Source organism: Rhodanobacter sp. A1T4 (genome assembly GCF_014207185.1).
Lineage (GTDB): Bacteria > Pseudomonadota > Gammaproteobacteria > Xanthomonadales > Rhodanobacteraceae > Rhodanobacter.
Genome location: NZ_JACHCP010000005.1, coordinates 395,549 through 414,988 on the forward strand (window position 1 = coordinate 395,549; position 19,440 = coordinate 414,988).

9 protein-coding genes are annotated in these 19,440 nt (G+C 63.3%); 3 read left to right on the forward strand and 6 right to left on the reverse strand.

Annotated features, from left to right (window positions below):
- Positions 1 to 31: 31 nt before the first annotated feature.
- The 3 genes from HDE80_RS12585 to HDE80_RS12595 all read right to left on the reverse strand — a co-directional run bounded on the left by HDE80_RS12585 (position 32) and on the right by HDE80_RS12595 (position 11,033).
- Entirely contained in the window at positions 32 to 751 is a 720-nt protein-coding gene (locus HDE80_RS12585) for an HAD family hydrolase (protein WP_184671314.1), read from the reverse strand.
- Positions 745 to 2,151 (reverse strand): glucose-6-phosphate dehydrogenase, encoded by a 1,407-nt coding sequence (gene zwf, locus HDE80_RS12590; RefSeq protein WP_184671317.1) that lies wholly within the window; start codon positions 2,149 to 2,151, stop codon positions 745 to 747. Before zwf ends, HDE80_RS12585 begins: the two co-directional genes overlap by 7 nt.
- 212 nt (positions 2,152 to 2,363) lie before the next feature.
- Positions 2,364 to 11,033, reverse strand: a complete 8,670-nt coding sequence (locus tag HDE80_RS12595) for a glucoamylase family protein (RefSeq protein ID WP_184671319.1) — start codon at positions 11,031 to 11,033, stop codon at positions 2,364 to 2,366.
- 202 nt (positions 11,034 to 11,235) lie between these two features.
- Here HDE80_RS12595 and HDE80_RS12600 point away from each other — a divergent pair, with 202 nt between their 5' ends.
- On the forward strand, positions 11,236 to 11,706 hold the full coding sequence (locus HDE80_RS12600) for a GNAT family N-acetyltransferase (RefSeq protein ID WP_184671329.1): 471 nt from the start codon (positions 11,236 to 11,238) through the stop codon (positions 11,704 to 11,706).
- Here HDE80_RS12600 and HDE80_RS12605 read toward each other — a convergent pair.
- Positions 11,703 to 14,171 carry a GGDEF and EAL domain-containing protein gene (locus HDE80_RS12605; protein ID WP_184671332.1) on the reverse strand — a complete coding sequence of 823 codons (2,469 nt, stop codon included), beginning with the start codon at positions 14,169 to 14,171 and terminating at the stop codon, positions 11,703 to 11,705. The genes HDE80_RS12600 and HDE80_RS12605 overlap by 4 nt on opposite strands.
- A gap of 69 nt (positions 14,172 to 14,240) precedes the next feature.
- A complete protein-coding gene (locus tag HDE80_RS12610; RefSeq protein ID WP_184671334.1) occupies positions 14,241 to 15,395 on the reverse strand; it encodes a hypothetical protein in 1,155 nt (384 codons plus the stop codon).
- 118 nt (positions 15,396 to 15,513) lie between these two features.
- On the opposite strand from HDE80_RS12610, the gene HDE80_RS12615 reads away from it, so the two are divergent.
- Both HDE80_RS12615 and HDE80_RS22190 read left to right on the forward strand, forming a co-directional pair.
- Positions 15,514 to 16,800: an acetyl-CoA C-acetyltransferase gene (locus HDE80_RS12615; RefSeq protein WP_184671336.1), complete on the forward strand. Its 1,287-nt coding sequence runs from the start codon at positions 15,514 to 15,516 to the stop codon at positions 16,798 to 16,800.
- A gap of 234 nt (positions 16,801 to 17,034) precedes the next feature.
- The gene (locus HDE80_RS22190; RefSeq protein WP_255483723.1) at positions 17,035 to 17,388 is read left to right on the forward strand and encodes an energy transducer TonB; all 354 of its coding nucleotides are present in this window, start codon (positions 17,035 to 17,037) and stop codon (positions 17,386 to 17,388) included.
- A gap of 81 nt (positions 17,389 to 17,469) precedes the next feature.
- Here the strand turns inward: HDE80_RS22190 and HDE80_RS12625 are convergent, their stop codons facing one another.
- Positions 17,470 to 19,437: a phospholipase D family protein gene (locus HDE80_RS12625; protein WP_184671474.1), complete on the reverse strand. Its 1,968-nt coding sequence runs from the start codon at positions 19,435 to 19,437 to the stop codon at positions 17,470 to 17,472.
- Between the last annotated feature and the right edge of the window lie 3 nt (positions 19,438 to 19,440).

The window sequence follows — 19,440 nt, forward strand, 5'->3', positions numbered from 1 at the left end:
TTGGGGATAGGAATATGGGGATGATCTGTGATTAATGCACTGCGTTATGGCGGGCGGATGACGTTAGGTGAAAATCATCCAGCGCGTACTCGAGCAGCTCACCGATTTTATCGATCTTCAAGTCGGGCGCTGCGCGCTGCTCGGCAGATGCGGACGCGGCGTACTGGCCCTGGCGGACGAATACGGTGGTCAGCCGATTGCCAAGCACCTTCTTCATATCGGCGAGGATATTCGGCTTGTCGTCGATCATCACGTAATGCCGCGCGGGAAAGCGCCGCTGCATGAGATTCAGCTCATGCTGTTTGTGCTCGTAGATCAACACGTTGCCGTGGAAGGCATCGAACAGGCCGCTGTGCTGGACCTTGCGTGGCTGAAACACCATATCGCCGTCGGACAGGGCGGAGGCTGGTCCGAGCGTCCGCACGTGTTTCACTACGTCAAGCGCGAGCGGGTAAAGCAGCTTGGCAAACGGAAAATCGAGCAGAAAGGACGACATCTGCAGCAGCGCGGGATCGTTTTGCAGGCCTTGGCGAAACTGCTGCATGGTGCCGAGATAATCCGATATGCCGAACTCGGCCCAGCGTTTTTTATGCAGCGACCAGTAACGCTCACGCTCGGTCACGTTGAACGATGTTTCCAGATGCGCGGACAGTTCGACGGCGAAACGATCGTTGTCGAACAGCGTGTTGTCCACGTCGACCAGAAAAAAGATCGGGTCGGGCGCCCCATCACGGGCAGAACCGCTCAGCATGGAGAGGTTTCCTCTGGGGTCGGGTCGTGCCAGCCTTCGTCGCCTTCGACAATTTTCAACGCCTCCGCCGGGCCCCAACTACCGGGCTTGTAGGTGGCAACCGGTTTTTCGTGGGTCAGCACCTGGTCGACCACGGCCCACGCGGCCTCCACGCTTTCATCGCTGGTGAACAACGCATTGTCGCCGCGGATCGCATCGCCAAGCAGGCGCTCGTATGGGGATTTCTCTGGCCGCGGGTGGTGCCGCGCCACCAGCTCGACCGGCTCGCCGCGCATTTTTTCGCCCGGCTTCTTGACCCGGGCGCCCTCGGCAATGATCACCTCGGGATTGAAGCGGAAGCGGAAATAATTGGACTCTTTCTGGCTGATCTCGTCGAACAGCGACAGCGGCGGTGTCTTCATGTCGACGATCACCTCGGTGGCGGTGATCGGCAGGTTCTTGCCGGCGCGGATGTAGAACGGCACACCGTTCCAGCGCCAGTTGTCGATATGCAGGCGCAGCGCCACGAAGGTTTCGACGTTGGAGTCGGGTTTGACGCCCTCGACCTCGCGATAGCCCTTGTATTGGCCGCGCACCACGTCTTTCGGATCGACCGGTTTCATGGCGCGGAAGATGCGCAGTTTTTCGGCGCGCAGGGATTCCGGGTCGCTGCCGACTGGCGCATCCATCGCCAGCATCGCGATCACTTGCAGCAGATGGTTCTGCAGCACGTCGCGGATGGCGCCGATGTCGTCGTAAAACGCGCCACGACCCTGTACGCCGAAATTTTCGGCCATGGTGATCTGCACACTCTCGACGTAGTTGCGGTTCCACACCGGCTCAAACACCGTGTTGGCGAAGCGGAAGTACAGCAGGTTCTGCACCGGCTCCTTGCCGAGGTAATGATCGATGCGGAAGATCGCCTGCTCGGGAAAAACCTCATGCAAGGTCGCGTTGAGTGCCTTGGCCGAGGCCAGATCGCGGCCAAACGGCTTTTCCACCACCACGCGGGCTTCGTCCGCGCAGCCGACCTTCTGCAGGCCTTTCGCCACCACACCGAACAGGCTCGGTGGGATTGCCAGGTAATGCAGCGGGCGCTTGGCCTTGCCCAGCGCCTTCTTGATGGCGTCGAAGGTGGCGGGGTCGTTGTAGTCGCCATCGACATACTGCAACTTGGCCGAAAGTTTCTCGAAGCCATCCTTGTCGAACTTGATGCCCTGATCCTTGGCTGCCTGGGTCAGGCTGTCGCGGGCACGGGCACGCAATTTCTTGATGTCCCAGTCGGAGTGGGCCACGCCGATGATCGGCAGGTCCAGCCCGTCGTTGAGAATCATGGCCTGTAGTGCGGGGAAAATTTTCTTGTAGGCCAGGTCGCCAGTGGCGCCGAAAAAAACCAGAGCATCCGAACGAGGTGTCGCCATAGCGGTAACTCTCTCCATGTGGCTTGGGTTGTACGGCCGGACGACAGCACCGAGATGTCAGATTGGCCGATGAATGGATGGTTCCACAACGTGTGGTCGCAGAGATTGGATGAAATAGCTTGCTCGCCATCGAGTGAAGTCTTCGCTAAGACCGAACACCTGAAAACCTATAAGTCCGCATGTCGGAAAACATAATCCAGGCCGCCGACCCATCATCGGACTCGCGGATGACGCAATTCAACGTGGTGTTCTATGCCGTCGTTGGCCAGCAGCACGCGTCCGTCCGGCAAGGTTTCGCCGTCCAGCTGCAAGAGGCGCGGAGCATCGGCGTCGACCTGGATCACATCGATCCGGTACCAGGTCTGGCGATAACGGTAGCGCATCGAAAAACCTTCCCAGTCGACCGGTAGTACCGGCTTGAAGCGCAGGTGGCCGGCGTCCATGTGCAGACCAAGCAATGATTCGACCACCAGTCGATACATCCAGCCGGCCGATCCGGTGTACCAGCTCCAGCCGCCGCGGCCCACATGCGGTTCGACCGCGTAAACGTCCGCGCTGACCACGTAGGGCTCGACTTTGTAGACGTCGATTTCCGTCGCGTCGCGGGTGTGGCTGAGTGGGTTGATCATGCGCAGCAGTTCCCACGCCCGGGCGCTGTCACCCAACTCGGCAAACGCCATCGTGGCCCAGATCGCGGCGTGCGTGTACTGGCCGCCGTTTTCGCGCACGCCCGGCACGTAGCCCTTGATGTAACCGGGATCGAGCGGGGATTTGTCGAACGGCGGATCAAGCAGCTGCACCAGCCGCGCATCGCGACGGACCAGATGCTGATCGAGCGAATTCATCGCCTGCTGCTGACGTGCCGGTTCGGCCACGCCGGAGATCACCGACCAGCTCTGCGCGATTGAGTCGATCCGGCACTCGTCGTTGGGTGCCGAACCCAGTGGTGTGCCGTCGTCGTAATAGGCGCGGCGATACCAGGCACCGTCCCAGCCGTTCTGTTCCAGCGCAATCTTCAGCTTGGCGACCTCGCTTTCGCAGCGCAGAGCGAACGTTTCGTCGTCGTGCAGCCGCGCCACTTTGGCAAAGCGGTTCATCACCTCGCAGGAGAACCAACCCAGCCAGATGCTTTCGCCACGACCGGCCTCGCCGACCCGGTTCATGCCGTCGTTCCAGTCGCCGCAGCCGATCAGCGGCAGGCCGTGCACGCCGCGGACCAGGCTGTGTTCGATCGCCCGCACGCAATGGCGATACAGCGTTTCGCGCAGGCTCGAGTGCTGCGGCAGGTCGTAGTACGACTCCTCGCCCGGATGCAGTGGACGTCCCTCGATATAACCCACCGTTTCGTCGAGCACCTGCCTATCGTCGGTAGCCAGGACATAGCGCGCGGCGGCCAGTGGTAGCCACAGGTAATCGTCGGAACACGCCGTACGTACGCCGCGATCGAGTGGCGGATGCCACCAGTGCTGCACGTCGCCATCGGGGAACTGGTGCGCGGCGCATAGCAAGATCTGACGCCGGGCGCTGTCCGGCGCGGCGTACAGCATCGCCATCGAATCCTGCAGCTGATCGCGGAAACCGAACGCGCCGCCGGACTGGTAGTAACCGCTGCGCGCCCAGAAGCGGCAGGCGATGGTCTGGTACAGCAGCCAGCCGTTGGCCAGTACGTCGACCGCCGGGTCGGGCGTCTTGACCTGCACCGCACCCAGCGTGCGCTGCCAGTGTCCACGAACCTTGTTCAGCGCCTCGACCGCAGCGATGCTGCCGCGGAAGCGCTGAACCAGTGAACTGGCGTCAGCGGTATCGCGCCCCAGGCCCAGCCGGAACACGACATCGCGCTGCTCGCTCTCGGCCAGTTCGATGGTCATCTGCAGCGCGCCGCAGGGATCCAGTCCGGCACCCAGGCGACCGGACAGATGCGTGCGGCTCAGCGCGGCGGGCGAACGCGTGCTGCCATTGCGGCCGAGGAACTCGCTGCGATCACCGCCGATCGAGCGGCTCGGATCATCGACATCGAAGAACGCCACGCGGCCGGGGAACTCGGTGTTGTAGGCATTGCGGGCAAACAGCGCGCCGCTGGCCGGGTCCGATTCGGTCACTACGTGCATGACCGTTTTCTCGCGCAGGTCGCCCAGCGTCCACTCGACGTAGCCGGTAGCGCTGATCCGGCGCGGACGGCCGCAATCGTTGCGCAGTTTCAGCAGTGAGAATTTCACCGAGGCATCCAGCGCCACATAGACCCACAGCTCGGAATAAATGCCGTCCTCGACATGTTCGAACACGCTGTAACCGAAGCCATGGCGGGTCACGTATTCGCCAGTGCCGCGGGCTGGCAGTGGCGTCGGCGACCAGACCTGTCCGGTTTCCTCGTCGCGCAGATAAATCGCCTCACCACTGGCATCGCCGACCGGATCGTTGTGCCACGGTGAGAGGCGGAACTCATGTGCGTTCTCGGCCCAGGTGTAGGCGCCACCGCTTTCGGAAATCACCGTGCCGAAATGCGGGTTGGCCAGCACGTTCGCCCATGGCGCCGGCGTGGCATCGTTCGGTCCCAGCACGATGACGTATTCGTGACCGTCGGCGCTGAAGCCGCCATAGGGATTGGTCAGCTGCAGGTCGCGCGCTGCATGTCGATCAACGGCCGCCACCGGCGGCGCCAGCAGGGCGGGTACGATCGTCGGCGTGGCCCGCCGCGGCTTGCTCGGTTCGAAGCGCGGCATGTGGGTTTCCACCCAGCGTCGGCTGACCTGCTCGGCCAGCGTGCCGCGCGTGTCGGCCAGGATGATCCGCGCGCTGGCCTGGACCAGAATGCGATCCTCGCTGGACAGCTGCTGCGACGGACGGACGAAAATGCCGCCGGGGCGATCGAGCAGACTGGCTTCGCTGCCCGAGGCGATCAGGCCCATGATCTGGTCCTGCAGCTCCTGCCGGTAGCCGGCGCGATCTTCGTTCCAGATCACCAGATCCACCGCCAGGCCCTTCAGTCGCCAGTATGCGTGCGCCTGCACCAGCTGACGCACCAGTTCGATTCGCGCGGGGTCGGCGATCTGCAGCAGCACAATGGGTAGATCACCCGAAATCGACTGTCCCCACAGGCCGGACTGGCCGCGGCGGTTGGCCGCGATCATGCCGGGCTCGGCGCGCATGTTGGCATTCGGGTAGATGATCGAGGTGGCCATGTGCTCGTACAGCTGCGCATCGGCCAGCGAGGCGTTGAGCTGACGCAGCAGCACCTGACTGTGCGTCCAGGCCAGGTCGAATACGCGGTCGGCCAGATGGCGGTCGCGGTATTTGCCGATCAGTTGCACGCAGGCGTCGCGGGTGTCAGCCGTGCCGGTGACGAAATCCACCGTGGCGGATTGCTCCGGCTCCAGCGTGATGCGACAGCGGATGGCCACGATCGGATCGAGCACCGAGCCTTGGCTGTTGGATAGTTGCGCATATGGATCACTCGCTGTACCCATCGCCAGCGGTGCGGCGGCGCTGCGGCCGCGGCCGATAAAGCGCGCGCGATCGGTTTCGTAGGAGATCTCGTCGATGTCACCGTTGTGCACGGCCAGCAGGTGGCACATCCATGGCACCGCTTCGTCGTGCGCGCGTGGGCGACGGGTGCAGAGGATCGCCTGCAGCTCGGGGACCAGCTCGGTCTGCACGAACAATTTGCTGAAGGCTGGATGCATCGCATCGGCGATCGGCGGCGCCAGTACCACTTCGGCAAAGCTGGTCAGCTCGATCGTGCGACGCGTGCGGCTGCGGTTGGTGATGCGCGTGCGGCGCAGCTCAATGTCGTCTTCGGGCGAGACCACGATTTCGGTGTGCGCATCGAACTCGCGTTCGCGCACGCGGAACTCGGCGCGAGCATCGGAGAAGATCGCCTCGAACAACTCGGTTTTCTTCAACGTCGGCTGATGCGCGGTCGACCAGTAAGCGCCGCTGGCGACGTCGCGCAAGTAGCAGAACATGCCCCAGTTGTCGCTGGTGATGTCTTCGCGCCAGCGCGTGAGCGCCATGTCGCGGCAGCGGCTGTAGCCGCCGCCGGCGCTGCTGACCATCACGTGATAGCGGCCGTTCGACAGCAGCTGCACCGCGGGACGTGCGCGATCCGGATCGGTGAACACACGCAGTCGCGCCTCGGCCGCACGCGATTGGCCGTCCATTTCGGGGAAGCCGGAAGCGTGCAGGTATTCCGCCGCGGTCTTTGGCACGCGTTCCTGCAGCAGCAGACTGGTGGCCTGGAACTGCGGGTCGGATTCGAAACGCCGCTGCATCGGTTTGTCCAGCAGCGCGTAGGCGAGCGCCAGCAGGCTCATGCCCTGATGGTGGACCATGAAGGATTGCACCAGTGCCGAAGTCTGGCCCAATGGCAACCGTGCGGGGGTGTAGTCGATGGCCTCGTAGAATCCCAGGCGCCCTTCCGCGCCCACTTCGACCAGTCGCTGCATGTTACGAGTGGCCGCGGCCGGCGCCACCATCATCGCCATCACGGTGGCGTACGGCGCGATCACCACGTCGTCGCCCAGCCCGCGCTTCAGGCCCAGACCTGGCACGCCGAAGGCGCGATACTGATAGGTGAAGTGTGCATCGAGCGTGTTGTAGCCGGATTCGGAAACGCCCCATGGCACGTTCAGCTGGGTACCGTATTCGATCTGACGGGCCACGGCGGCGCGACAGGTCTGGTCCAGCAGGGTGCCTTCATAGCTTGGCATCACCAGCATCGGCATCAGGTATTCGAACATCGAACCGGTCCACGAGAGCAACACCGGCTGCCCGCCGCTGGTGGTCAGCAGGCGACCCAGCGAGAACCAGTTGTCCTGCGGCAGCTGGCCCTGCGCGATCGCCACGAAGCTGGCCAGTCGCGCTTCCGATGCCAGCAGGTCATAAAAGCCCGCATCGAGTCGCCGCTCGTCGACGTTGTAGCCGATCGCCAGCAGGTCGCGTGCCCGGTCGTACAGAAAACGATAATCCATCAGCGCCAGTTCGCCGCTCTCCAGCGCGACCTGTTCAAGTAGCGCGATACGCTCGCGTGCGCGTTCACGCAGCGTTTCCGCGTCGGCCTCGTCGGGCCAGCACAGCGGCTCGATGCGCGAGAGCTGCAGCAGCGTTGGAATGCCCTTGAAGTTGGCGTCGTCGTCCGGTGGCGGGTCGAGATGGAAGTGGCTGGTTTCATCCAGCAGATCGCTGCATTGCTGTAGCAGGGCATCAAGCCAGAACTCGGTATCGCTATCGGCTTCGACGGCGAGTGTGTGCGCCAGTGCATGCGCCTGGTCGAGCAGAGTTTGCAACAGTACAACGGCGGCACCGGTCGTCGCCGGCAGCGACGCCAGGGCGGCTTCCAGCGGTCGCTGCAATGGACTCAAGGAACCGGCGGTGGCTGAGTCCATCGAGGCCTGCAACACGGTAAGCGTATCGAGCAGGCCTTGCAGCGCGCGCGGCTGGAACACCGGTTCGTCGGCGACGGCGAGCAAGCCGGGCCGCAACGTCAGCAGGTGACCAGCGAGATTGCCGCTGTCCACCGCCGAGATATACAGCGGCGCCAGCGGCTGCAGTGTTAGCGTGTCGTACCAGTTGTAGAAGTGCCCGCGATGGCGCGGTAGCAGACGCATCGTCGCCAGCGTCTGCATAGTGCGATCGAGCAGGCGCCCGGCGCTGAGAAAACCGAAGTCGTACGCAGCGAGATTGGCCAGCAGGGCCAGTCCGATATTCGTTGGTGACGTGCGATGCGCGATCGCCGGCGCCGGCTGTATCTGCACGTTGTCCGGTGGCAGCCAGTGATCGGCGGGCCCGACATGGGCATCAAAAAATGCCCAGGTCTTGCGCGCCAGCGAGCGCAGAAACTGCATCTGCGCGGCGGTCGGTGCAAACGCCGGCGGTACGTTCGGTTTGCTGATCCACCAGGCGATCGACGGCGAGAGCAGCCACAGCAGCAGCAGCGGTGCCGCTACCAGCAGCGCCATCGGCCGATGCCACGTCAGGAGCGCGGCCAGCACCACGGCGAGCACGGGGCCGATCCACATCAATCGCCACAGTGTGCCGGGCGCGTTGCTGCTGCGCTTTTCGACATCGCTAGAGGTTTGCCATTGCAGCAGCAGGCGTCGGCTGATCGTCATGCGCCACAGCGTGCGCAGGATCGCGTCGATGCTGTACAGCACTTCGTGTGGCAGCCATGCCAGACCCAGCGCCATGCGCGCCAGATGCTGGCCGGTGGAATGCATCGCGGCGCGCAGGTGCTGATCCATCTGCACTTCGGTCTGCTTCTGCACCAGATCGAGCATCGCCGACAGCACCGGTGGAATCAGTACCATCGCCAGTACGGCGAGCATCCACGAGAATGCGGGCGAAAGCAGAAACCAGCCGGCCAACAACAGCACCAACAGCGATGCCGGCACCAGACTGCGGCGCAAGTTGTCGAGAATCTTCCAGCGCGACAGTGCAGTCAGCGCATTCTTGCGCCAGCCGTGGGCGGTCGGTGTCCACGGCAGCAGCCAGGGCAGCAGCTGCCAGTCGCCGCGGATCCAGCGATGCCGGCGCTTGACGTCGGCGCTGTAGCGGGCCGGGTATTCCTCGTATAGCTGCACATCACTGAGCAGGCCGGAGCGGGCGTGGCTACCTTCGACCAGATCATGGCTGAGGATGGCGTTGTCCGGAAAGCGGCCTTCGAGGCTGAGCTCGAACGCATCGATCGCGTAGATGCCCTTGCCGATGAACGAACCTTCGTGGAACACGTCCTGGTAGACGTCCGACACCATCTGCGTATACGGATCGATGCCGGCATCGCTGGCGTAGAGCTGCGCGTAGCGCGAGCGCGCCGTGCTGGGCAGGCTGATGCCCACGCGTGGCTGCAGCACGCCGTAACCCGACACCACGCGACGCAGCTCGGGGTCGTATACCGCGCGGTTGAGCGGATGATCGATCGCGCCGACAAACTCATGCGCCGACTCGCGCGGCAGCTGGGTGTCGGTGTCCAGCGTAATGACGTATTGCACGGTTGGCAGCGTGTCGATATCGCCGACGATCAGCATATAGCGCTCACGCGCACCGCCGCGCAGGAGTGCGTTGAGATCGGCCAGCTTGCCGCGCTTGCGCTCGCGGCCCATCCAGCTTTGTTCGGCGGCATTCCACTGGCGCGGACGATGGAACAGGAAAAACCGATCCATTTCTGCGGTGGCGTATTTGTCGTTGAGCGCCTCGATACGCCGCCTTGCCAGGCGCAGTAGCGCTTCATCGCCGGGCAACGTTTCCGTGTCGGCATCGGGAAAATCGGTGAGCAGCGCAAAATGCAGCTGTGGGTCGCGGTTGCCAAGGAAGCGCACTTCCAGCGCTTCCACCAGCTCCTCGAGGTCGTTCGCGCTGCCAAACAGGCTGGGCACCACCACCATCGTGCGAGCGCTCTCAGGGATGCCGGCCGAGTAATCCATGCGCGGCAGCTGTCGGGGTGGCACGGTCAATGTCGCGACCCAGTTGAGCAGGCTCATTGCCAACTGGCTGGCGAGGATGATCGACGGAATCGCGATGCCGATCAGTCCCCACGTCGGCAGATGATTGTGCGAGGCGGACACCACCAGCGCCCGCGCAAAGGCAAATGTCAGCAGCGCCAGCAGACCCAGGTAAATCGGTAGCGGTGCGCGGTCGAGCAGGCGGCGCATGGTTTGGGCAAAGGCGGGTCGCACGCCGAGACTTTTCTCCAGCGCGTGGCGGCCCTTGTCGATAAGATAAAAGCCCACGTGCCGCGACACCAGGGTGTTGTCAGCCGCGCTATCGGTACGGCTCAGCGCCAGCGCCGCTTCGGCCACCTCGGGCTCGTTCAACCGATGCTTGCGCGAGATCGACTCAATCACATGGCGGTAGTCGTCACGTGTGGTGAAGTCCATCGTCGCGTAGACGCCGGCGGGATCTTCGCGCAGAAATTGATCGACGATGCTGGTCTGTTCGACGAAATCGCGCCAATCGATCGCCGACAGCGCACGCAGGCTGCCGATGCTGTTGCCGATCGACACCTGATCCGCGGCCTGCTGCTGCGCTTCGAGCTGCACCAGGTGTTCGATGGTCTGGCCAGACTCGGACAGCCGTTGCTCGATCCAGCTAAGTGGTAGTGCCAGTGCCGGGCTCTGGCCCTGCAGACGGCGGGCCATTTCGGCGACGAACGGACCGGTCATCGGTGGCTTGGAGCGTGCCATGTCGGCGACCACCAGCACGACGCTTTTCGGATCGCTCTCGGCGGTGGCGGTGAGGCTGTCGGCCCAGCGCGCGGCCTTGCCGCGGTACTGCCAGTCGGCGATCACGCGCGCAGCGACGCGGCGCAGATTCTCGATCAGCGCCAGCCGCAGCATGATCGGGATCGCCCACAGCTCGCCGAGTTTGAGCGGCGTTACCGTCTGATAGGCGTTGACGAAACGGGACAGGCTGGTGGTGTCGACGCGGCCATCGCCGTGCGAAATGATTTCCAGCGCGATGTCGTAGACACGCGGCAGTTCGGCCGAGGGGCCGCTCCCCAACCGTGGCAGTTCCTTGCTATAGCCCTTCGGCAGATGCCGGCGGGCGATGCGGATCTGCTCTTCGATCAGATAGAAATTGTCCAGCAGCCATTCGCCTGCGGGCGTGATGCGGCGTCGATGACGGGTCGCGGCGGTCAGTCGCTCGCAGGTGTGGGTGAGTACGGCTTCGTTGTCGCCCAGCCGGGCCAGCAGCAGGTTGCTGGTTTCATCAGGGCTCAGCCGATGCTGGCCGGCGAGCACCTGGCCGTGCCGCTCCATCTGGTCGGCGCTGAACAATTCCGAACGCAGGGTCGGCTCTTGCTCTGGCTTGGTGCGAGCAGCTGCGCGTCGACGACGGAAAGCGCGCAAGCGGCGCAATTTGAGCAAATCGAATGTGCGGCCGATGTCCAATGTCCAACTTTCCTTCGGGTGTTCAGAGTGACACAGCCGGCGTGATGCCTCTATGCGCTTTCACCGCCGGCTTCTATCAGGTTCGCCGCTGCGTGTGACGACTGCCAAGGCATCATGGCAGTCGTGCCGAAAGATACGCTCCGCCGTGTGAAGATCACGCAGGCTACGATAGTCCAACTGATGCCTCTGCTGGAGTTACCCTGTGTCCTCGTTGCTGATTCGCACCGCCAGGCCCGACGATCTATCCGCCCTGCTTGCCTGGAATGCGGCGATGGCCTGGGAGACCGAAAAGAAGCGTCTCGATCCCGCTGTGCTCGAACGCGGCATCGCCGGCGTGTTCGCGATGCCGCAGCGTGGCTTTTATCTGATCGCCGAACGCGATGGTGTGCCGGTCGGCAGCCTGATGGTGACCTATGAGTGGAGCGATTGGCGCTGCGGTGACTTCTGGTGGATCCAGAGTGTTTATGTGACGCCCGAGGTACGCCGCAGCGGAGTCTTCCGCGCGCTGCACACGGAGGTGGAGCAGCGCGCGGTCGCCGCGAATGCGGTCGGCCTGCGGCTGTATGTGGAAACCGAGAATTCTCGGGCGCAGGCTACTTACGCTGATCTGGGCATGCAGCGCTGCCACTATTGGATGTATGAAAGTCTGCTGGCGGGCGGCAGCAAGGCCTAGCTCAGCAAGGCTTCGAACGCCGCGGGTGGCATCGGCGCGCCGTACAGGAAACCCTGCAGCTGCGAGCAGCCGGCGCGGCGCAGAAAATCGCCTTGTGCCAGTGTCTCCACCCCTTCGGCGACCACCTCTTTTTGCAGGCTGCGCGCCATCGCGATGATGGCCTGGGTGATGGCAGCGGTGCCCGCATCGCTGGTGACATCGCGCACGAAGGTGCGGTCGATCTTCAGCGCATCGATCGGAAAATGTTTCAGATACGACAGGCTGCAATAGCCAGTGCCGAAATCATCCAGCGACAGGCGTACGCCGCGTTGCTTGATTCGCTGCAGCAATTCGGTGGTGGCATCGCCGCCGGACATCACCATGCGCTCGGTCAGCTCCAGCTCCAGCAGGCTCGCATCGAGCTGGCTTTCGTCGAGTACGGTATCGAGCCATGCGTAGAAATCCGCGCGTTGGAATTGCAGTGGCGATACGTTCACGGAGATGGGCACGGAAAGGCCGACATCTTTCCAGCGCTGCGCCTGCTGGCAGGCTTCGCGCAACACCCAGGCGCCAATCGGCAGGATCAGGCCAGTGTCCTCGGCGACCGGAATGAACTGGTCCGGTGCATACAGCTCCCGCCCGTCGGCACGCAGACGCAGCAGCGCTTCGGCACCGACGATGCGGCCAGTCTGCGCATCCACCTTTGGCTGATAATCCAGCGCGAGCTCCTGTCGGGTCAGCGCGTGGCGCAATGCCGTCTCGATCTTGCGCCGGGCCTGCGTGCGCTCGCTCATCGAAGCAGTGAAAAAGCGGTAGCCATGCTGACCTTGCGCCTTGGCTGCATACATCGCCGTTTGGGCCTGTTGCAGCAGCATTTCCGCATCGTCGGTATCGTCGGGATAGATGCTGACCCCGACGCTTACGCGCAAAGACAGCTCGGGCAGGTCGGTTACCCGTGTTTCCTGGCAATGGGCGATCAGGATCTGACAGCGACTGGCCACCTCGCCCACGCTGTCCAGGTGCGGCAGCATCACCACGAATTCGTCGTCGCCGAAGCGGCTGATCAACTCCCCGCCAGGGAGGCTGCGCCGCAACTGTGCGGTCAGCGCACGCAGCACGCGGTCACCGCCGGCGAGGCCGTACAGATCGTTGATCTGCTTGAAGTGATCAATGTCGATGTAGAGAACGGCCGCGCGTTGCTGACGGCGGGCGGCGGTGATCAACGACTGTTCGATATGCGTGTGCAGCTGGCTGCGATTGGGCAGGCCGGTGAGTGTGTCGTGCTGGGTGAGGTGGATCATCTTCAGCGCCAGCGCGCGGTTTTCGCTGACATCGTGAAACACCAGCACGCCGCCGATCACGTTGTCGGCATGGTCGTGGATCGGTGCAGAGGAATCTTCCACCGGTGTATCGAAACCGTGCCGGTGGCGTAGCAGTGTCCTGCCGGCGAGATCGGCGATGGTGTTGTGTTCGATCGCCGCGCGCAGCGGATTGATCACCGGCTGGCCGTTATGCGCGTCGAACAGCTGGAAGATCTCATCGATGGCGCGGCCTTGCGCTTCGCTACTGGTCCAGCCGGTCATTGCCTCGGCAATCGGGTTGAGCGAGGTAATGCGCAGCTGGGTGTCGGTGGTGATCACGGCGTCGCCGATCGAGCGCAGCGTCACCTCGGCCAGCTCGCGCTCGCGGTGCAGTGCATCCTCGAACGCCTTGCGCTGGCTGATGTCCTGCGCCTGCGACACGAAATAGCGCGGCTGGCGGTATTCGTCCCGCACCACCGATACGCTGAGCTGGATGTGTACCACCCGGCCGTCCTTGTGGAAATTGCGCTTTTCCAGTTGGTAAGAGTCGCACTTGCCACTGAGCATCTCGTTGAGCAACTCCATGTCGCTCGCGAGATCGTCAGGGTGAGTGATGGTGGTGATATCCAGCGCCAGCAGTTCATCTTCGCGATAGCCGAGCATCTGGCAGCACGCGGCGTTGACTCGAAGGAAATGGCCGTCCGGATGAATCAGCGCCATGCCGATGGCGGCGTGCTGAAACGCGCCGAAGAAGCGCTGCTCGCTTTCGTGAAGCTGCAGCTCCAGACTGCGCCGCTCGGTGATATCGACAAAGGTGGTGAACACGCCACGCACGGCGCCGACCTCATCAAGATCCGGCTGGAAATTGGCGTGCACGTAGCGCCGCTCGCTGCCGCCGAACAGCTCACCTTCATAGTGGGCCATGCGGCCGGCGAAGGCGCGTTCCAGCGCAAGTTCGATCTTCTGGTAATTGCGTCGCCCGCCCGCCTCGATCACGGTACGGCCAATCAGTTCCTGTGGATCGACGCCCAGCCATGTGCGGTGGGTTTCATTGGCATAGCGAAAGCGCTGCTCGTTATCGAGGTAGGCGAGCAGCACGGGTGCTCCACGCAGAACCTTCGCAGACCATTCCTGCGAATCTTTTTCAAGCGATGGCGATACCCTGGCAGGCTCGTGCGGCTGCATGGTCGTTCCGTCCCCGTGTTCGGGCCATCATGCGCCTGCCTGCTGCCGTTGCCCAGTGACCCGGCGGCCTCAGTGCAGAGCAGTTGCCGGGGCGCCCAGCGCACCGTGCTCATCCAGCACGATGCGGCCCAGCGCCTGCGGCTCGGCGGCAATGCCGTATCGATCGGCCAGCAGGGCCAGCAGCGGCCCCAGCGCCTGCGACTGCAGCGGGTAACCGTGCGCCAGCGCGCGCGCGCTACCGCCTGCACCACGTTGCGCTACGGTGATCGCGACCACGCCCAGGCCCGGGGCTTCATGCGCGAACAGTGTCGGCGATCCGTAATCGGATTCGATGGTGGTCAAGGTTTCCAGCAGATAGCCGGTGCCCGCTTCGCCGTCGCGATCAGTCACGGGCTGCAGCCGCAGCGGCAGCTGATGAGCGTCGAGCAGCGCCGCATATTGACGTAATTCAAACAGGATGCCGGCCAGTGCATGTCGTCGTGGCGCGTGGTCGTCGCGGCTTTCGTGCGGTTGGCCTGCCAGCCATTGCGTCGGCGATTGGGCAAATACCTTGCCGTTGGCATAGTGCAGCGCCAGACCACGCGCGGTCACCGCCGATTCGCCGCGATACGGCGTCAGCAGTGCGGCCTCCAGCAGTGACCACAACGCCGCCAGATTAACGTGTTCGTACTGCACGCAGGTCAGCGCCAGCAGATCATTGCGACTGAGATAACGCACGTGTTCGAGCCGGATGCCCAGCGTGCGCATCAGCCAGTCGGCAGTCAGCGCGCCAGCCTCCCCGCGACCGACCAACTGCACTTCCAACTGCTCGGATAAGTCATCGGCCAGCGCCTCAGGTGCCAGCAGGCTCAGCGGCAGCAGGCGCATCGGGCCACCGGAAAATTGCGGCGACGGCTCCAGTGGCAGCGCCGGCATATGGCCGGCATGGCTGCCAAAAGCGATCACATTCTCAAGATGGCCGCGCGGTACGCGTCGCGCCAGTTCGTCCAGTGTGGCCCATACCGGAAAGCCCGGCCGCAGCAGTTCGACCTGATCGAACAGCGCGCCGGCCAGCGCGAGTCGCGCCTGATTGACCTGCGGTACCAGCCCGTGCAGATCGGCCGCGATCAGTTCCACCAGCTCCGCCGCTTCGTCGCGATCAAGGCTTAGCCGCGGCGGCACTTCGCCCTCCACCAGTTCCAGGGCCAGCACCGCCGGCAGGGCGAGCAACGTTTGCGCTTCCATCAGGAGCGGCTCCGTTCGTATAAACAAGACGCGAATCGTATCATTCAGCGTTTTGGGCTTCCGCCACACCGCAGCGCGGGTTAGCCTTGGAGGACTTGAGTTCCGGACTGTTCTGACCATGGAAAAAACGCAAAAGCGCGTTGGGGTGATCGGTGGTGTACGCATCCCGTTCTGCCGCAACAACACCGCCTACGCCGACGTCGGCAATTTTGGCATGTCGGTGAAAGTCCTCGGCGCGCTGGTCGAACGGTTCGGACTGCACGGCGTCGAGCTGGGCGAAGTGGCGATGGGCGCGGTGATCAAGCATTCGTCGGAGTGGAACCTGGCACGCGAGGCGTTGCTGAGTTCCGGCCTGGCGCCGACCACGCCAGGCATCACCACGGCTCGCGCCTGTGGTACCTCGCTGGACAACGCCATCATCATCGCCAACAAGATCGCGGCAGGGCAGATCGAAGCCGGGGTCGCCGGTGGCTCTGATACCACCAGCGATGTGCCGATTGTTTACGGTACGCGACTGCGCAAACGGCTGCTGGCGGTCAATCGCGCCAAGACGCCGATGGAAAAACTGAAGGCGGCCACGCGCGGATTTTCGCTGAGCGAACTGAAACCTTCTTTCCCGGGCGTAGCCGAGCCGCGCACCGGCAAATCGATGGGCGATCACTGCGAAATGATGGCCAGGGAGTGGCATATCAGCCGCGTGGATCAGGACCAGCTGGCGCTGGACAGCCATCGCAAACTGGCTGCTGCGTACGAGGAAGGCTTCTTTGACGATCTGCTGGTGCCGTTTCGCGGACTGAAACGTGACGGTTTCCTGCGCCCGGATTCCACGATGGAAAAACTGGCCTCGCTCAAACCAGCCTTCGACAAGACCTCCGGCCAGGGCACGCTTACTGCGGCCAACTCCACCGGCTTGTCCGATGGCGCTGCCGCCGTGTTGCTGGGCAGCGACGAGTGGGCCGCCAAACGCGGGCTGACGATTCAGGCGTATTTGCTCGACGCGGAAATTGCCGCGGTGGATTTTGTGCATGGTGAAGGTTTGCTGATGGCGCCAACCGTCGCGGTACCGCGCATGTTGGCCCGCCATGGCTTGACCCTGCAGGATTTCGATTACTACGAAATCCACGAGGCCTTTGCCGCGCAGGTGCTCTGCACGCTGCGCGCGTGGGAAAGTGCGGAGTACTGCAAGAACCGCCTCGGCCTCGATGCGCCGCTGGGCAGCATCGATCCGGCCAAGCTCAACGTGCACGGCTCCAGTCTCGCGGTCGGCCATCCGTTTGCCGCCACCGGTGCGCGCGTGGTGGCCACGCTGGCCAAGCTGCTGGAACAAAAGGGTAGCGGTCGCGGCCTGATCTCGATCTGCACCGCCGGTGGCATGGGCGTGACGGCGATACTCGAACGGCCGTAACCGGCCGCGCATCACGCCATGTTGCGCCTGCGCACCACCGTCGTCCTGAGCTTGTTGGCACTGGCCGTTGGCGTTGTGGGCACCGATTGGCTCAGCGACCGAAGCACGAATGAGCCGCTGGCGATGCCTTGGGTTGCGAAGGTGAATCGGCCTATGCCATCCCGGCATCACCCTGCTCGACCGTCGCCGCATGTTCGCGCGTTCGGCGACGCACCGCATATTCACCGATCACGGATGGATCGCAGTAGTGTCACCGCGGATCAAAATCGTGGAAACCAAGCCGCGTCTGCCGCTTTGCCGCCCGAGCTCGTTCCGCTGGACATGCCGATCCACCGTGACGTCGCCTATGACCAGTTGCGCGGCCATCTGGATGGCCGCGTAGTCATGCACGTCAGCGTCGATGGTGGCGGCCGTGTCGCTGCGGCAAGTGTGGCCGAGTCGAGCGGCGATGCGGAGCTCGATGCACATGCGTTACGCAGCGTGCGCAACTGGCGCTTCGCGGTGCCGCCGGATCATCCCGATGGCCTGAGCGCCGACTTGCCGATGCGCTTTTCCTCACGCGACGACCCGGTTGCCAGTGTGCCCTGAGGCATGCGGCGAAATTCTCAGAAGCTGTTTAAAAACCGTAGCGCCCGAAATACCGAGCGCAGTAGGTTTTTAAACAGCTTCTCAGAGAATGCCTGTGACGCCGGCACCGAATGCGGTGATCAGCAGCGTGTAGAACATCTTTGGCGAGACGGCGACGTCGGGGAAATCGCCCACAGGCTGATAGCAGGCGAAAAATCCCGGATCGCCGACGCGCAACGGCTTGCAGCCTGGCTTGAGCTGATAGCTGGTGGCGTAGCGAAACGGCCACAGGTCGAATAGCGGCAACTCTTCCGAGATGCTGCCGATGGCGTTATTGATGTCACTGAGCAGCGGTACCGTCGCTTGCCGCGGTGCGATCACCCAGGCGTTTTCCGGCTGCGTGTCGCGCAGGATGCTCTGACGCAGCTGGGTGGCAAAGCGTTGGTCCACGATGATCACGCCGGCCTCGGTGTTGTAGTGATCCGAGCGCGGGTCGAAGTTGTGCGAGCCGACCATCGCGATGTCATCGTCGATCACGATCGATTTGGCGTGTAGGCCGAAACGACGGCCGCTGCTGAGCAAGGGCGCCGGCCTGCTGCTGCTGCCGTGACTGCCAAGCAGACCATGGCTTTCGGTATCGACGAAGTGGCGTGAGGCATTGTTGCTTTTGGTGTTGCCGGTTTTGGATGGAACGTTGCCGGTCGACTGGCCGTTGCTGCCGACTTGACTGCCGCTACCCGACGAATCGCCGCTACCGTTCGGCGCGTTTTCCTCGGGCGATTCCATGCTGGCATACGCATTGGCTTCGGCCGGCCCGGGCGCATGCGGTTTCATCTCGTAGATTTCGAAACCGTAATCCTTCAGATAGGGTTTGCGGTGCTTGTACGACAGCGCATACACCGCGAAGGCGTCGGTGGAGGCGAGCGAGTTGGTGGCTACCACGATGCGCGGCGCGGGTGTTTGCTTGTGTAGCTTGTCGAAAATCTTGCGCGCCCGACGGCTCATCACCAGGTAGGGTGTTTGCAGAATCACTTCGCTTTTTGCGCTGGCGACCATCTGCATCACATGGCGGGTGAATTCGCGTGCGCTTTTCTTGTTCGGTTTGTCGGTTTTTGCCGGCATGTCGCTGAAGAACTCGACGTTGCCGGTCTGGATGCTGTCCGCCAGCACATGCGCGCGCAGCCAATCGTCATCACTGGCCTCCTGCTGCGCGCGATAGACGCGCTGGGGATGCAGGTATTTCGGTGCCGGCCAGTCCGGTGGGGCTGGATGCGTCACGATATAGCGGTTGACGTCGCGCAGATGCGTCAGCGGTACCGAGCGGGGGTGATTCCAGAACAACGCGAAGCTGTCGGCCATTGCCTTGGCGGCAGGGCCGCCGACCAGCACGTCGCGGTCGACGTAGTCGAAGTCGTTATCCCAGTCGAAGTAGCGATTCTGATAATTGCGTCCGCCGGTGATGCCGGCGCTGTCGTCCACCAGGATTACCTTGTTGTGCATGCGCTGGTTGAACTTGAAGAAGCAACACGCAATGCCTGCGGCCCATTGCAGCGGTGAGGTGTGAGCATCGTGGAAGGTAGGGTTGTACAGCCGCACCTCAAGATTCGGGCTGATCCGCGCGAGCCGGTTGAGCAGCGCCATGTCGTCGAACGAGGACAGCTGGTCGGCCAGGATGCGCACCTTTACGCCGCGCCGTGCCGCCTGCAGCAGTTCATCGAGCACCAGTTGGCCGGCATCGTCTTCATCCCAGATGTAGGTCTGCACGTCGATCGAACTTCGCGCCGCGCGGATCAGGCTGAGCCGCGCCACCATTGCCGCCTCGCTGTCGTTGAGCAGGCTGACGATATGTACCGGCTGTGTCGGCGTGGACGCCGCCACGGCATCCGTTGCTGCATCCAGTAGCGGGGATGCCGTGGCGCAGTGGTCGGCGCGATCGCAGTTCACGTGCGTATCGACCGTGGCCGCGACCACGGCATCGGCACGACGGATCTGCGTCTTCGACGCCACGCAGCCCTGCAGCAGCAGGACTGCAAGGAGCAGATTCAACAGGGTGAGCGCGCGCAGGGGCATACC

Excerpts from the sequence above, each read along its gene's own strand:
- HDE80_RS12585 (WP_184671314.1), bottom strand. The coding sequence starts at position 751 with ATGCTGAGCGGTTCTGCCCGTGATGGGGCGCCCGACCCGATCTTTTTT.
- zwf (WP_184671317.1), bottom strand. The coding sequence starts at position 2,151 with ATGGCGACACCTCGTTCGGATGCTCTGGTTTTTTTCGGCGCCACTGGC.
- HDE80_RS12605 (WP_184671332.1), bottom strand. The coding sequence starts at position 14,171 with ATGCAGCCGCACGAGCCTGCCAGGGTATCGCCATCGCTTGAAAAAGAT.
- HDE80_RS12610 (WP_184671334.1), bottom strand. The coding sequence starts at position 15,395 with ATGGAAGCGCAAACGTTGCTCGCCCTGCCGGCGGTGCTGGCCCTGGAA.
- HDE80_RS12615 (WP_184671336.1), top strand. The coding sequence starts at position 15,514 with ATGGAAAAAACGCAAAAGCGCGTTGGGGTGATCGGTGGTGTACGCATC.
- HDE80_RS22190 (WP_255483723.1), top strand. The coding sequence starts at position 17,035 with ATGGATCGCAGTAGTGTCACCGCGGATCAAAATCGTGGAAACCAAGCC.
- HDE80_RS12625 (WP_184671474.1), bottom strand. The coding sequence starts at position 19,437 with ATGCCCCTGCGCGCGCTCACCCTGTTGAATCTGCTCCTTGCAGTCCTG.